12 protein-coding genes are annotated in these 14,745 nt (G+C 38.6%); 2 read left to right on the forward strand and 10 right to left on the reverse strand.

Annotated elements, in window-relative coordinates; genetic code table 11:
- Nucleotides 1-242: 242 nt before the first annotated feature.
- A complete protein-coding gene (locus tag GLP24_RS04155; RefSeq protein WP_221944322.1) occupies nucleotides 243-1,304 on the forward strand; it encodes a hypothetical protein in 1,062 nt (353 codons plus the stop codon).
- Nucleotides 1,305-1,343: 39 nt separating this feature from the next.
- On the opposite strand, the gene GLP24_RS04160 is transcribed toward GLP24_RS04155, so the two are convergent.
- From GLP24_RS04160 to GLP24_RS04170, 3 genes are all read right to left on the reverse strand, one after another.
- Entirely contained in the window at nucleotides 1,344-2,471 is a 1,128-nt protein-coding gene (locus GLP24_RS04160) for a DNA cytosine methyltransferase (RefSeq protein WP_221944320.1), read from the reverse strand.
- A 139-nt stretch (nucleotides 2,472-2,610) separates the two neighbouring features.
- Nucleotides 2,611-3,654, reverse strand: coding sequence for a DUF262 domain-containing protein (locus GLP24_RS04165; RefSeq protein WP_232615563.1), 1,044 nt, complete (start codon nucleotides 3,652-3,654; stop codon nucleotides 2,611-2,613).
- Complete coding sequence (locus GLP24_RS04170; protein ID WP_232615564.1) at nucleotides 3,654-4,691, reverse strand: SIR2 family protein; 1,038 nt, start codon at nucleotides 4,689-4,691, stop codon at nucleotides 3,654-3,656. The genes GLP24_RS04165 and GLP24_RS04170 overlap by 1 nt, the downstream gene beginning before the upstream one ends.
- 72 nt (nucleotides 4,692-4,763) lie before the next feature.
- Between GLP24_RS04170 and GLP24_RS04175 the strand changes: the two genes are divergently transcribed.
- Complete coding sequence (locus GLP24_RS04175) at nucleotides 4,764-4,940, forward strand: HNH endonuclease signature motif containing protein (protein ID WP_269154953.1); 177 nt, start codon at nucleotides 4,764-4,766, stop codon at nucleotides 4,938-4,940.
- A gap of 87 nt (nucleotides 4,941-5,027) precedes the next feature.
- On the opposite strand, the gene GLP24_RS04180 is transcribed toward GLP24_RS04175, so the two are convergent.
- The 7 genes from GLP24_RS04180 to torA all read right to left on the reverse strand — a co-directional run bounded on the left by GLP24_RS04180 (nucleotide 5,028) and on the right by torA (nucleotide 14,679).
- Entirely contained in the window at nucleotides 5,028-6,770 is a 1,743-nt protein-coding gene (locus GLP24_RS04180) for a Kae1-like domain-containing protein (protein WP_152652586.1), read from the reverse strand.
- Nucleotides 6,767-7,312 (reverse strand): HyaD/HybD family hydrogenase maturation endopeptidase, encoded by a 546-nt coding sequence (locus tag GLP24_RS04185; protein ID WP_232615565.1) that lies wholly within the window; start codon nucleotides 7,310-7,312, stop codon nucleotides 6,767-6,769. The genes GLP24_RS04180 and GLP24_RS04185 overlap by 4 nt, the downstream gene beginning before the upstream one ends.
- A 5-nt stretch (nucleotides 7,313-7,317) precedes the next feature.
- Nucleotides 7,318-8,064, reverse strand: a complete 747-nt coding sequence (gene cybH / locus GLP24_RS04190) for a Ni/Fe-hydrogenase, b-type cytochrome subunit (RefSeq protein WP_152652587.1) — start codon at nucleotides 8,062-8,064, stop codon at nucleotides 7,318-7,320.
- Between the two features lie 13 nt (nucleotides 8,065-8,077).
- The gene (locus GLP24_RS04195; protein WP_101768450.1) at nucleotides 8,078-9,781 is read right to left on the reverse strand and encodes a nickel-dependent hydrogenase large subunit; all 1,704 of its coding nucleotides are present in this window, start codon (nucleotides 9,779-9,781) and stop codon (nucleotides 8,078-8,080) included.
- 3 nt (nucleotides 9,782-9,784) lie between these two features.
- Nucleotides 9,785-10,921 (reverse strand): hydrogenase small subunit, encoded by a 1,137-nt coding sequence (locus GLP24_RS04200; RefSeq protein ID WP_101768449.1) that lies wholly within the window; start codon nucleotides 10,919-10,921, stop codon nucleotides 9,785-9,787.
- A gap of 429 nt (nucleotides 10,922-11,350) precedes the next feature.
- Entirely contained in the window at nucleotides 11,351-11,998 is a 648-nt protein-coding gene (torD, locus tag GLP24_RS04205) for a molecular chaperone TorD (RefSeq protein WP_232615566.1), read from the reverse strand.
- Between the two features lie 152 nt (nucleotides 11,999-12,150).
- Nucleotides 12,151-14,679 (reverse strand): trimethylamine-N-oxide reductase TorA, encoded by a 2,529-nt coding sequence (torA, locus tag GLP24_RS04210; protein ID WP_232575504.1) that lies wholly within the window; start codon nucleotides 14,677-14,679, stop codon nucleotides 12,151-12,153.
- Nucleotides 14,680-14,745 lie beyond the last annotated feature (66 nt).

Genomic DNA, 14,745 nt, shown 5'->3' on the forward strand with positions numbered 1-14,745 from the left:
GGAATCTACTATCCACGCGTTGTAGATTTAGTATTTTCGCTGGTGTCTGTAATGCTCAAGCACGCGGTGAATAGATCACGGATAGCCCTCGTTCCTCGACTTCCGAGATGACGGATAATAGGCGGTAGTATTCTCTATAATAGTCAATTTATAAAAGATTTAGCGTTAGTTAATACTAAATCTTTACTACAAAAAAAATAAGATTAATCTGTTGCAATGCATTTAAATTCAGGCAGTGACACATGGAATACACGGCATCAAATCTTATAAAAGCAATAAATAGTTTAAATAAAAATTTTATTTATGAGTACCCTACAAAAACATCTAAAAGTCGTCTTAAAATTATTGACGTTACATTGCCTGAAGGGCCGATAGTCTTAGAAAGAATAATAGTTAGTGGTATATCAAAAGAGATAAGTTTATCTGTAGATATGATTCAACGTTTGGCTAATGCTATACAACCGGATAAACCTATTAATGTTGATCGTGTTTTTGGAGCAAGCTATAACACCCGATCTGCATTAGAAACATTGTTACTTCATACTGAATATTTTTATCTTTGTTATCCTGGACGTATTCAAAATATAGGTCAAGGTTTTCAAGAAAAAAAAGGTCATAAGCATCTTATCTATTGTCCTGAAAAACCGCATAGAAAAGGAATAATAGAAGAACTTAAAATACATGGTGTATGTATTATTGAAGCTGATAGAGAAATACAATTAGATGCTTTAATTTCAAATAAACCACAACTAACAGGTGCTGCGGCAGATATACAAAGAGAGCATGAACAAATGCAAGTATTGCTTGTAAAGTGTGCAGAAGCTCTTGGGCTAAATGCTTGGGTTGCAAAAAATGATCATGGTGTAAAATATAATGGTAAGCCGATTATTGAACTTGACTGTGTTATAAAAAAATTAGAGCAAACTACGCCATTACGATCTTATCCGAAAGCGGTTAAAGCTGGTGAGTTAATTGATTGCATTTGGTTTGATAAGGAAGGATTTAGTATTCCTGCAATTATAGAGATTGAGCATAGCACCGGAGTAACATCTGGCCTAACAAGAATGAAAGGGTTTATGGATGAAGCCCCTAAATTACAAGATATGACGTATATAATTGCAGCTCCAGATGATAAGTACCGAGCTAAAATATTTAGGAAAGCGAACGAGCCACAATTTAAAGCACTAAATATTAAGTACTTACCGTATTCGTCAATATTGGATTTATACCATCTAACAAGAAGAAAAATGTGTGGTATTGATAATATTAAATTTTTACATACATTTTTAGAAGATACTAAATAGTATGATAGGTAAGCTTCACATAGAGTGAAGCTTACTCCATTATTTTATTTTTAATAAAAAATCATTAATTGTATTAGCAATACCTAAAGCAGCTACAAACGGGACCCCGTTACCTATAGTTTTAAATTTATTACTCAACGTCATTGTTGGTGGTAACTCAAATTCTGCTGGTAGTGATTGAATTGCTAATGCTTCTGCTGCACTTAGTCGGCGAGCTTTATATGGATGTAAATGAACTTCATTATTACCGTAAGCAGCTGTTGGTGAATAACGCCAACGATGTAATCTTTTAAATGATTTTTTGCTTGTATCACCTTCTTCAACAAGTTTGAATTTATCTGATTTTGGTGTGAAAAAGGCATCAGCATTCGGATGATTTAAAACATTATTTTTATCAAACCAGTACTGAATAGTTAATTCTTTTATAATATTTTCAGGGAGGGGTGTTGTTATATCTTCAGCAAAAATAGCAGTAGTAGGCCATGAAGGTTGCTTTAGTGCCTCATCCCGTGAAAATTTCATATGAGATTCCCAATTAAACAACGCTTCAGGAATTAACATTGCATCTAAGGATTCTTGATCAATATGCCGTGAAACATGATTAACCTTTATTCCAAACATTAAAATACGATCTCGATCTTGGGGAGCTCCGTATTGAATACAATTGACTAAGTGATCTGTAATTACATAGCCAGCATTACGTAGATCTGCTTTTAGTATTTCGTAGAACTCACGGTGACGTTTAGTGCGCCATAAGCCTTTTACATTTTCAAATAAGAAGAAATCTGGTTGATGTTGAATAATGGCATCAACGTAAGTACGCGATAATCGACCATTTTCACCTTCTTGACCTTTGTTTTTGCCACCTACCGAAAAATCAGGACATGGAGGGCCACCAATAAATCCGACTAATTCACCGTTAGACTGTAATGAGCTTATTTGGTCAGCAATTATAGTTACATTAGATCCATCACCAACAAACTCTTCAACACTACAAAGATAATGATCAAATTGTGGCTCAGGTAGTGCCATTATTTTTCTTGAATACTTATAAGCATTTAAAAAAGGAGCATGATATTCATTTACTGCCGCTGTTTTAAATCCTGCTTTTTCAAATCCCAGATCAAGGAAACCGGAACCAGTAAAAAATGAGAAAATGCTAGCCATAAAAAACCTTGGAAAAAAACGGAAGATTGCGGATTTTACACTGTATGTACATACAATACAAAGGATAGAAGTTCCTCGTTGAAACAGCTATCATCCTTCTTATTATGATAGATGATAGCTAAATATGAAGGTTATATTTTTATTGGCTAATATAATTAATAAGAGATTGCACTCTTCTTCGACGTTGAGCTCTACCTTTAGTTCCTGATGACATACTGTTTTTATATTGCTTCACATCATCTAAAGAGTCTGGTTCTGTTCGTAATAATGAATAAAACTCATTTAATTTAACTCTAACCAAAACAGGATCAATTTCATTCTTATTGAGATAAATAGATAAACACCAAATAGCATAAAGATGAGATACTCCTGATATTTTAAACCCTGAATAATTTAAATCAAGATCAGACATTACTTGGGTATATTTATCAAAGTTATAACGAACCTCATGCCAATCAATAATTAAATCACTCTTTGAATACTTAGAATATAATAGCTCAAGAACGCTTTGATCTGAGTTTAAATAATTATCCTCTAACATATAGAATAAAATTTCTGATATAAACTCTCTATCTTCCATTCTTTTTATGTCAACATTTTTAAGCCTTTTCTTCCAAAAAATTGAATTACTTGCTATAGATTCAATAGTGTTAAGTAAGTCTGTTCCATAAAAACCAGCTCTACGCAGTTCTTGCCCGGTAAGAGGTTCTCCATTTCTATTTAAACGGTCAAAAATAGCATCAATTATAGCTTTATCTGAGGAATCAACATATTCAATGGGAATAGAATAACGCCAAAAAAATCTCCTTAAATCTTCATTCTCTTCTTTTTTTAAATCTGAAAATTTAATACCTGAGATTCTTTCATCATAAAGTGGTGAATTTTCATCTTCAGAAACACTTCCAATCTCACCTTTAATAAACCTTATAATAGATGTTAAACGTTGTTTACCATCTATAACTGCATATTTTGTTTTCCCTGTCTTATCATCAATTATCTGATGCAAGAAAATAGGGGGGATTGGTATGTTTTTAAGTATGCTATCAATAAGAAATGACTGTTTCTCGTCTGACCAGACACTATCACGTTGATAACCAGGGCTATAGTTATATTTGTTTAATTGTTCATTTTCCCAAAAATTGGCTAATGAGATAGTATTTGATTCTCTGCTTAATATAAACATTATTCATATCTTCCTTTAAGAGAATAAGAACTAGTATGGTAGACATAGTTACTAAACATACTAGTAAGAACGGCATTTAACGATTTATTTGGATTTGGATTAAACATATAAACATTAACAAGAGGATCAACATTAACTAATATATTATCTAACTCCGCACGATCTACATGCCAATAAGATATACCACATATCATTAACTCATCATTAGCAGTAAGCTCTCCGGCTTCAAGAATAACATTTTGACTAGTTTGACCTGACCATGTATTTGCCATTCTAGTAGAATCACCAGCAGGAGGAATCATCGCATTAACTAAGCAACGACTAAGTACAATATTATGATTTAGATTAAAATGATTAGTGCTAGCATCAGGAAATATATCGCGACCATAAGGTATATTATAATCAGATTCCTGTTGTGTCTTATGATAGAAACTTATAGAACCATGTGGTTTATATATGTTTATTTTTGCTCCATCTACATCACCACCTTTTAATCCTGGAACACTAAATGGTATTTTTAATTCTAGAAGTATTCTTTCTAACCAAATATCATAATTATATGTGACAATATTAATTTCAGAGTATTCACTACTTTTATTTGCGAATTCTATAAACTTAGCCCAAGGCCAATCGAAATTATCACTAAGAATACGTTCAACTTTAGAATTATAAAATGTAAAAAGAGAGCGTAAATAAAGAGCTAATTCATGATAGGCATCAACATAAATTTTGTTTGTGTTATTTTCTAGTCCATGTGGTACATTTTTTTTTCTAAGTGCAAAAACATTAGCACAAGTAATAACTCTTTCGACTAAATCCATTGCCTCTTCTGGAGACATATTAGGTCTAGCACCTAAATTCCATAAATTAGGATAATGACGATAAGATAAAAATCCAGCCATATGATTACATGGCCACGTTACATCTGCACCATAACGAAATAAATTAACTACATCGATAATATCTTTTTTACCAATATGAGAAAGTAAATCTATAGAAAAACCATTACCTAAAACTAAATATAATTTTTTTGCCATTTTGTACTACTCCAGATATTTTCTGATAATAGCAAAAAAAAATTATGCAGTATATTGCATTAAAAATAATGAATGAAATTTATTAATAGAGAGTATCTTAATTTTGCACCATTTACGAAAAAATCCAATGGTGAACCTTATTTAGAAGTCCATCATATTAAGCCATTGTCTCAAGGTGGTGAGGATTCACTTGAGAATGTGAAAGCCATATGCCCCAACTGCCATCGTGAAATGCACTTTGGTAAATAGTGGTATTGGTTAATAATAAAAATAATCCCCACAAAAAAGCCCCATCACTAACAGCAATGGGGCTATTTAATTCAATAAGATAAAACCTTAACGGCGGCGCATTTTTAAGAACAATGCCCCAGCACTTAAATTGCTGCCATCAAGTTCTAGTTTACGGTTTACCACGATAGGGAAGTTCTTACCTACACGTAAGCAAACGCGATCTGCTAGCACTTCATTAGCAAAGTCACTACCTGCAAGGGTAACGGCTTTAATGCCACCAGTTTCGTCCATACGTTCGATCCAGTTAGCAATATAGTCTGCTAGTGAGTCCATTACACCAAAGGCGAGTTTGTCGTAATTAACTTCATCAACGACCAAACAGAAACTCATTAAACTGCCGACCATTTTTGCCCAATCAATGGTACGTTTGTTATCAACCATATCTAATGGAAAATCGACACGGTGACCTTGATTGTCAGCATTGTGCAGTGATTTAGCGATCAAGGCATCATTCAGATATTGAACACTATCATGACCTGTTTTAGATAAACCTAGTATCGTAGCTGCCAATGCAAATAAACCAGAAAGTTGGTTATTACACTCATTTAAGATTAATTTATTAAGCGCGTTATAACTTACAGGTATTTGATATTTAAATTTAGCTAATACTTCAGCTTGTTCACCAGCGGCTAATGTCGCAATCATTTCTGAGCCTGAATGCGGCAGGGTAGGCATGGTTAAGAAAGTCTCAGTGCGAGTAAATCTATCTTGACTAACAATCTCGCCTGCGGCATAGCGGCCAAAGTAAATAGCGGCACTATGACGACCCACTCCTGATTCTAACATTCCACCATGCAGTGCACAGATCGGAATAGTTTGTGCTGGTGCATCATTGGAATGATGAGGTTGATAATCAAAATGAATGCGACGCTTGCTCCAATAGGCATTTAAGCCATTGATGCAAGCTTGATCATGTAATGGTTCAACCGCTTTGAATGGCGCTAAAGGATTAATTACCGGATCGCTACAAACCTGACTCCAACCTTTATTAATTCGTGCAATTAAAGGTTGCTGATGATTGGTTTCAATGTGTAAATAATCGATACCACGTACACGGAGTATTTCAGTCAGTATTGTTAATACGCGGTTGTAGCTAAAGCAGAGATCATATAACGGTTGATCAAGCTGAGCGTGATGTTGTTTAGATCGAACAGTAACACGGGGTTTTTCTAAGCTCGATAACGCTAATACATGTAACGATGGCACAAGAAAGTGCATTGGTACATTATTAGGGTTACAAACAATGACTTGTTGACGCTGCTGGTGTGCGACGACAATAGGACCACGACTTAAATGAAATTCATGTTGTTGGTTATTAGCCAGCGGTAAGCTAAAGCTGACATGACCCGTATTCATTACCGTTTCAGCCCATTGCTGAATCTGTTGGCTAGTAATAGAGGGATCAACCAATTTTTCACCATGACAATGTGAACAAGTAATATCCACTTCACCAAATAACTCAGATTGGTTATCACCAAGAGCAGGTTCGCAATAACTACAAAAAGGCAGGTTATGCGCAGTTGTTATTAAGGGAACAATACGCCCTTCACGGTGACGAATTTCTTTGATTGAAGAGTCAATTAGCCAAATAGACAGTAAGAAATCTTTGGATATTTGATCAGCTAATGCTTCAAGTTGTGGTTGGGTGCCAACGGCTTCAATAAGGTAACGATTTTTATCATAAGCAATAGTGATTTCCACTTGTTGATTGGCTAAATAATCGTTACATAATTGTGCATAGAAAGGTACAGGGCGTGAACAGGTAAAAGAAAATTGAATTAATTTCATTGTTCAATGCCTCGTTTGTAAGCCGTAGGAATCAGGCTGTTAATATCAATATTATTCACTTTTTCGCACGTTATATCGAGAGCGGAAAGGTGCTTAATTAGTGCAGATTCCATAACAGGTATTGCTGCATTAATTTTAGAGGTTAGACCCATATGCATTGGCTCTAACACTGTTGGTGTAACGCCTAAAACATATGTTTTTGGACGATCGCCAACCAGCTCCATCATGATTAATGTTTGTAGCATTTCCACTTCGTGAGCACTACCTTGCCAATCGATTTCAGCAGGGGCTTTATCAAAGTCAAAGAAATACACTTCACCAGCATCTACATCTGCGGCATTCACTGTATCAACCACAACAAGGTGGTCATATTGGATTAATGTCGGAATAAGACAATGTGCTAACGTACCGCCATCAATAAGATCAATCTGATGGTCGGGGTGCGTAAAGCGGTAATTTTCTGTGAGATAATTGACGAAATGTACGCCGACTCCTTCGTCGGCGTACAAGACATTGCCAATACCAAGCAGCAATATCTTCATTTGCGCTAGTGGCCTTTATTTTTTGAGTGACTATTTTGATGAGCATGATGCTGAACGGGATGATTGCCGTTATCTGTTTTTTTTACGTTTACCGCGTGGTAATCATAACCAGACATAATGGCATCAGCAGAACCGTTACGGAAACGGATCCCTGTCCAAATCACCATATACACGTGGATCAATACAAAAATAATGAATGCCCAAGTAATATAATGGTGCCATTTACGTACTTCATCTAGCCCGCCCATCGCGTATGCGACCCATTGAGCAGGTTCCCACATCATGCCACCAATACCTAAGTGGTACACATTAGCATATAGCGTTAAGCCAGTCACACACATGAAGATGGCAGCGATAGAAATCCCTGCATAAACCATCAGTTGTAAAGGACCATAAGCGCCATGGTGCGGAGCATTACCCATCCAAAAATAGGCTTTGATCTGTTTTACCCAGCTTTTGGGACTCACGATATCTTGAATCGAGCGCCGTTCAACGTTGCTACGACTGAAAAAGAACAGATAGACACGAATCAGTGTTACGGCGATTAAAATAAAGCCTAATACTTCATGTGCTAAACGGATCCAGCCTTGTTCAAGCACATTGGTGCTATCGGGTGCGACTAAAAACGGCCAAGCAATATAAAAACCAGTAACGACTAGTCCAAAAACTGCAAAGGCACGTAGCCAGTGGCATAAACGAATAACGAATGAAAATACATAGGATCGTTTATACAACACAGTATTTGTTGACATGATAAATCCTTAGTTACATTGCCTGAGCTGGAATACGGAATTCACTAAGAGATTGACCTTTATAATCCATTACGTGTACTGAACACGCCATGCAAGGGTCAAATGAGTGAATAACACGTAATACTTCTAATGGTTTTTTCGGATCTTCAAGGTGTAATCCTACTAATGACGCTTCGTATGGACCAACCTTGCCGTTACCATCAATAGGGCCCGCATTCCATGTTGTTGGTACTACTGCTTGGTAGTTTTCAACTTTAGCATCTTTAATACGTAACCAGTGGCTTAAGAAACCACGTGGTGCCTCAATGATGCCAACACCTTTGTATTCTTTATTAGGATCAATCGTCGGTTCGATGTAAGTGGTATGATCTGAATTTAGGTTAGTAACCATAGATTCAAATGTTTCTAGACCATGACGAGAGATAGTTAATGAATGCAACATACGTGCAGCAGTACGACCAAGGGTGGTAAATAAAGCGCCCGCAGGGAGTCCTGTTTGTTTTAGGAAATCATTTACAACTGGTGTTACACGAGGGTTACCCTGTGCGTAGTTAACAACCATTGTTGCAAGTGGACCTACTTCAACAGGTTCGCCATTATAACGTGGTGATTTAACCCAAGAATATTTACCGGCTTCATTGATTGTTGGACGTTTACCAACAATAGTATCGCGCTCAATAAACGGTGTATGTTCAGGGATTGTAGTACCATCGTATGGATGTTGAGGCTTGTTAGCGTCATACCATGAGTGAGTCACATCTTCGGCAATTAGATTAATATCAATCTTTTCTGCTTTAGATAAATCTTTATTACGGATGACACCACTAACAAAAAGATGATCATCTGGGTTAAGTAAAATAGATTCACTACACATGAACGTATCAACGTTACAACCACCAAGAACACTTGGAGCAGTACCATAAGCCGCTGCTGCCATTAAAATATCAGCTTGGTATGCGCGTTCAACAAAGTCAGCAACATGTTGATATTTTTGCTTGAATTCTTGTAGGCGAGCAGGGTCTAGCATGTCACGTACACATGTTACACCACCAACAACAATCGATTGTGGGTGTGGGTTCTTACCACCCCAAACTGCCATTGATTCTGCTGCAATACGTTGAACTTCAAGAGCTTTAAGGTAGTGGCTTAAACCGATCAAGTTTTGCTCAGGCGTAAACTTGTAGGTTTTATTACCCCAGTAAGCATTAGCAAATGGACCTAACTTACCGGTATTGACTAAGCCTTGCACTTTTTCTTGTGCAGCACGTAAGTCGCCTTCACCAGCTGCTATTGGTGTTGCTGAGTACTTCATTGCTTCAGCCGCAGCTTTAGCCGGATCGGCACTTAATGCTGAAACAACATCTATCCAATCTAAACCATGCAAAATGTAGAAGTGCACAATATGGTCATGCAATTGTAGAGTCGTTAAGATCAAGCTACGAATGTATTTCGCATTGAGAGGAACTTGGGCATTAATTGCATCTTCAACAGCCAACGTACCACATAAGTAATGTGATGATGTACATACACCACAAATACGTTGCATTAATAGGCCAACATCATACGGTGTACGGCCTTTCATAATAATTTCAAGACCACGGAACAGGGTAGATGATGCCCATGCTTTGTTGATCACGTTATTCGCATCAAGTTCAACTTCGATGCGTAAGTGGCCTTCGATACGAGTAATGGGATCGATAACGACGCGCTTGCTCATGGATTATTCCTCGACTTTTTTAGCAAAAATACTACTGACTGCGTGTGCACCAATACCAACGGCAGTGACACCTAAAATAACTGCACCAATGGTATCTGCGGTAGCATCTAAACCATGAACAGGTTGGCGACTTAATGGTTTTTCGAAATCTGCCATATCATCCCAAAAGTCAGGTTCTGAACAACCGATACAACCATGACCCGCAAGTACTGGCCAGCTAGTGTGAGCATTAAATCGCTCAGTAGGACAGTTGTTGTAAGTGTAAGGACCTTTACAACCCATTTTGAATAAGCAGTAACCTTGTTTGGCATTGTCATCACCAAACTGTGTTACGAATTCGCCAGCATCAAAGTGACCACGACGTTCACAGTTATCATGAACACGTGCGCCATAAGCCCATTTAGGACGGTTGAAAATATCTAATGCTGGTAAACGACCAAACATAATGAAGTACATTAATGTACCAGTAATGTTGGCTGGGTTAGGTGGACAACCTGCAACGTTAACCACTGGACGGTCAATAACCGTACCGACACTTTTCGCGCCAGTTGGGTTAGGACGAGCGGCTTGTACGCCACCGAAAGATGAACATGTACCGACACAAATAACCGCGGCAGCATCGGCTGCAACACGTTTAATTAGTGAGACACCTGTTTCAGCTTGGCTACCTATAGTAAGGAAAGTACCGTTATTCGCTGTTGGTACTGCACCTTCAGCGGCAAGTAGGTATTGACCTTTATAAGCTTTCATTGCGTTATCAAGATTTTCTTCTGCTTGATCGCCAGCGGCGGCCATGAGCACTTCTTGATATTCAAGTGACACATGTTCAAACAGTAATGTACTGATATCAGGTGTGGTGCTACGTACTAATGATTCAGAACAACCTGTACATTCGGCAAGGCTCAACCAGATAAGTGGAACACGGTCAGAAAGCTCTGCAGCCTCTGCAACCATGGTACTAAAAGGTAGCGGGAGTGCCAGTAATGAAGTGATGGTTGCACTCCAAATCATGAAGTCACGACGGGTAAAGCCATTTTGTTCAAGTTTTTTCTGAAAAGATCCCTCACGAAGAGGTTTCGTATTTCGAAGCTCAGCAAGACGTTTCTGGCCGAGTTCAAAAAGGGCTGCATGCGAGTCCATGTATCAACCTTGTTAGCTATGATTAAATATACTTTAGAAGTATTACACACTAATTTTATGACTTAAATCAATAGAATTAGTTGATCTGAATCAGATTTTGAAAATTTGTGTGACAAAATAAAAAATCAAAAATGAACTTATGCATAAAATAATAAGTGGTAATGATAATTGCTATTATTTCAAAGTGTTATAGTCTATTTTTGACCATTAACCCTATGATTAGAAATGATTTTATTTAAGCGGCGAATTGAATGTATTCGCTAAGCTTTTGCATTATTATGCAATATAAAAGGAAATTAAAATATAAATATTTTGAACGAGTAGTTTGTTAAATTCTAAAATTAGAATTTTTTAGCAATGTGACATAAAAAACGGCCTTATTTGGTTAAATAAGGCCGTTTTAATGCGTGTAATGAAAGCTAAAAAAGCTTATTCACCAATAAGAAATTTCTTATCAAGCATGCAGAATGAAAGGAGTAGATTTGCAGCTGCAGCATAGAAGCCAAAGCGATCACGTATCTGGCATTCTTTAGCAAATAACGGTAACCAGTTTAGTAGCATTGTATTGATGAATGACAATTGTGATTGCATCAGAGCTTCACGTTGTTCTTCAGTTTTCTGCTGATTACCCATGATGATTAAATTACCCATGAAGTCTAATTCAATGGCAAGGTGATCAGCTGGTTCATTAAATTCTTTGCGCTGTGCAATATCAAATGATGCCATAAGCTCATGCATTTCTTGTGCTGGTTTATCGTTTAATAGCCCAGTTGTACCCACATACATTGAAGCATAAGGCAATGCACCTGATTTTGGTGTGCTTAGGAATAATCCACAAAAATCAGCCGCAAGTTCTAGTTGCTCATCACTGCGTGCATTAGACTTTGTAATGGCAGCTCGAAAGTTATCAACGGATGCTTTTAATTCCTCAGTCATACCAAGACCCGACAGGAAGGTATACATCTCACCGCCATGGTATTCATGTAGATCTGCATCACTTAACTCACGGGCGAAAAGTGAAGACATCCACCAATAGATTTCAGCTCGTTGTTCATTGAATGCGATAAATTCTTGCATGGTCACTCCAGACATAAAACATATTCAAATAAAGCAATTAAGTAGAGTATACCTAACGGTTATTAGAATAGGTTCTAAAAAATGAAATAAAGGCGATGAAAGTAAGATTCATCGCCTTTACGGATTGATTTACTATGTTAACAATGGATTAATTATTTATCCATTGCAGGGAATAGAGGATCAATGCCAGTTTCATACGTAGGGCCGTTAAAACCAGTAACTTCAGGTACTGGACCTGTGTATTTCTCAATATCAACCACAGCTGTATGTGCTGATGTTGCTTGTGCAAGTTGAGAAGTACCGATATCTAACGTTAGTACGTTTGGATCGCCGTAAGTACAAATTGTACCCGCTTTGCCGCCTTCTAATGGGCTATACCAAGCACCTTCATGAATACGACAAACACCTGGTGAGTAGTCTTCTGTAACAACCGCACCCGCTAATACTTGACCACGACCGTTAAAGACACGTACCAAATCACCCGATTTAATATTACGAGCAGCAGCATCTTGAGTGTTGATGTAAATCGGCTCACGATCTGCAACAGCGTAAGTTGCACGGAAGTCAGTTGATGAACATAACTGTGAGTGCAAACGGTTATTGGGGTGACAGCTTTGTAAGTGAAGCGGATAGACATCAGAGCGTGGACCACCGTGACTACGTTCTTCTTTTTCAAACCACATTGGGTGACCTTGACAGTCGTTATAACCCATATCTGCGATGGTCTTACAGTAGATCTCAATTAGACCTGATGCTGTACCTAGTGGCTCAAGATCCGGTTCGTTACGGAATGATTCGTGACGTACCCACTCTTTGCCCGCAGGGAATTCAATATAACCATCACCTTCCCAGAACTTAGAGAAGTTTGGCATACGAACACCGATACCACGGCCTTGCAAACGCGCACCGTTGTAGATTTCTTCGATGATTTCCATCTTTGTTTTACCGCCAGTAAATGCTTCTTCACGGTTGAAGCGTGCACATAGCTCACGGAAAATATCAAAGTCATCTTTAGATTCAAACATTGGCTCAACAATTTTACGTAATGCAAGGATACCTTTGTTGGAGTGGTTACCAAACTGCTCGATATCATCACGCTCGTAAGTGGTTGTTGCAGGTAAGACGATATCTGCAAAACGACACGTCGCTGTCCATTGGTGCTCGATAGAAACAACGGTCTCTAGTTTTGTCCACGCTTTGATCATACGGTTACGATCTTGGTGGTGAGCAAATGGGTTGTTACCGCTGAAGATCGCCATCTTCATGTATGGGAAGGTAATTTCGTTACCATTCCATTGAATCTTAGTACCTGGATTAGAGATACAATCAACAAAGCGCGCAACAGGAATTGTCTTAGCGTAACCTTTAAAAGAACCGTTGTAGATTGGCTCTACGCCTGTTACACCACTAAAGCCTGACATTAGTGGGCCAGCAGAAGTGATAGTACCTGCATCGTTGTAGTGCCAGCCAAAGCCGAAACCACCACCAGGTTGACCAATCTGACCAAGCATTGCGGCAAGAACAACTAGCATCCACGCCCATTGTTCGCCGTGTTGCATACGCTGTAGACACCAACCGCCGACAAGCTGAGTACGACCACCCGCCATTGTGCGTGCTAGTTCACGGATCTGACTTGCCTTGATGCCACAGATTTTCTCTGCCCATTCAGGAGTCTTAACGATACCGTCAGTTTCGCCCATCACGTAAGGCATGAACTGCTTAAAGCCTGTGGTGTAGTTAGCGATGAATTCTTTGTCGTATAGATTTTCAGTGTATAGCGTGTGCGCAATCGCCAGCATCAACGGAATATCTGATTGTGGGTGGACAGGTAACTGCTCACCACCAACAAACTTCATGGTTTGGTTACGGACAGGGTCAATGTGAATAACTTTAATTTCTTTGTTTTTCACTTTTTCAGCAAGTTGCTGGTATGAGCCGTATACGCTGTGATCAGGAACCAACCAACCTACTTGAAGGTTTTTAACGGGATCCGTACCCCACATTACGATGGTATCTGTGTTTTTAAGCACGATATCCCAAGAGGTTTGTTGCTCGTAAACTTCCATTGCACCAGCAACGTAAGGAAGAATAACTTGTGCAGCACCTGTTGAGTAGTCACCCATTTTACCAAGGGTTGTACCGTGTAGGCTGATACCACGTTTCATCATTGTACCGGCGTTGTGTAGTTTACCTACAGACTGCCAGCCAGTATGACCTGCGTATAACGCACTTGGGCCATAAGTTTCTTGAACACGGTTTAATTCGTGTTGGAAGAAATCTAATGCTTGTGACCAAGGCACACGTACGAAACGGTTGTTACCACGTTGGCTTGTATCAGACTTGTAGCCTTGTTTTAGCCAGTCGATACGGATCATTGGGTATTTAACACGTGCAGGGTTGTATACCACTTCACGTACGGCATCTAGCATAACTGTTGGGTGTGGGTCTTTCTCAAACGGTGTGGTTTCAGTCCATACACCGTTAACAACTTTAGCGCGGAAAGCACCCCAGTGAGAGCCACAAAGCACTTCACCGTTAAAACCTGTTATTGCATCTGTTGCTGCCATTGCTTTACGAGGAGCAAGCAGGCTAGTACCGACAACTGATGCAGCACTTGCAATCGCAAGACCAGATAAGAAGCGGCGGCGTGTAATGCCTTTATGATTGTTTTGAGTCGCCATAGTTGGAGAATCCTTAAACTTTAATTTTTATCGATGGGGCGGGGATAACCGTTATCACCCGCCTAT

The sequence above is a fragment of the Photobacterium carnosum genome (assembly GCF_021236965.1).
In the GTDB taxonomy this organism is placed as follows: domain Bacteria; phylum Pseudomonadota; class Gammaproteobacteria; order Enterobacterales; family Vibrionaceae; genus Photobacterium; species Photobacterium carnosum.

Bases quoted from the DNA above. Each gene is read 5' to 3' on its own strand.
- GLP24_RS04155 (WP_221944322.1), top strand. From the start codon at position 243: ATGGAATACACGGCATCAAATCTTATAAAAGCAATAAATAGTTTAAAT.
- GLP24_RS04160 (WP_221944320.1), bottom strand. From the start codon at position 2,471: ATGGCTAGCATTTTCTCATTTTTTACTGGTTCCGGTTTCCTTGATCTG.
- GLP24_RS04165 (WP_232615563.1), bottom strand. From the start codon at position 3,654: ATGTTTATATTAAGCAGAGAATCAAATACTATCTCATTAGCCAATTTT.
- GLP24_RS04170 (WP_232615564.1), bottom strand. From the start codon at position 4,691: ATGGCAAAAAAATTATATTTAGTTTTAGGTAATGGTTTTTCTATAGAT.
- GLP24_RS04175 (WP_269154953.1), top strand. From the start codon at position 4,764: ATGAAATTTATTAATAGAGAGTATCTTAATTTTGCACCATTTACGAAA.
- GLP24_RS04180 (WP_152652586.1), bottom strand. From the start codon at position 6,770: ATGAAATTAATTCAATTTTCTTTTACCTGTTCACGCCCTGTACCTTTC.
- GLP24_RS04185 (WP_232615565.1), bottom strand. From the start codon at position 7,312: ATGAAGATATTGCTGCTTGGTATTGGCAATGTCTTGTACGCCGACGAA.
- cybH (WP_152652587.1), bottom strand. From the start codon at position 8,064: ATGTCAACAAATACTGTGTTGTATAAACGATCCTATGTATTTTCATTC.
- GLP24_RS04195 (WP_101768450.1), bottom strand. From the start codon at position 9,781: ATGAGCAAGCGCGTCGTTATCGATCCCATTACTCGTATCGAAGGCCAC.
- GLP24_RS04200 (WP_101768449.1), bottom strand. From the start codon at position 10,921: ATGGACTCGCATGCAGCCCTTTTTGAACTCGGCCAGAAACGTCTTGCT.
- torD (WP_232615566.1), bottom strand. From the start codon at position 11,998: ATGCAAGAATTTATCGCATTCAATGAACAACGAGCTGAAATCTATTGG.
- torA (WP_232575504.1), bottom strand. From the start codon at position 14,679: ATGGCGACTCAAAACAATCATAAAGGCATTACACGCCGCCGCTTCTTA.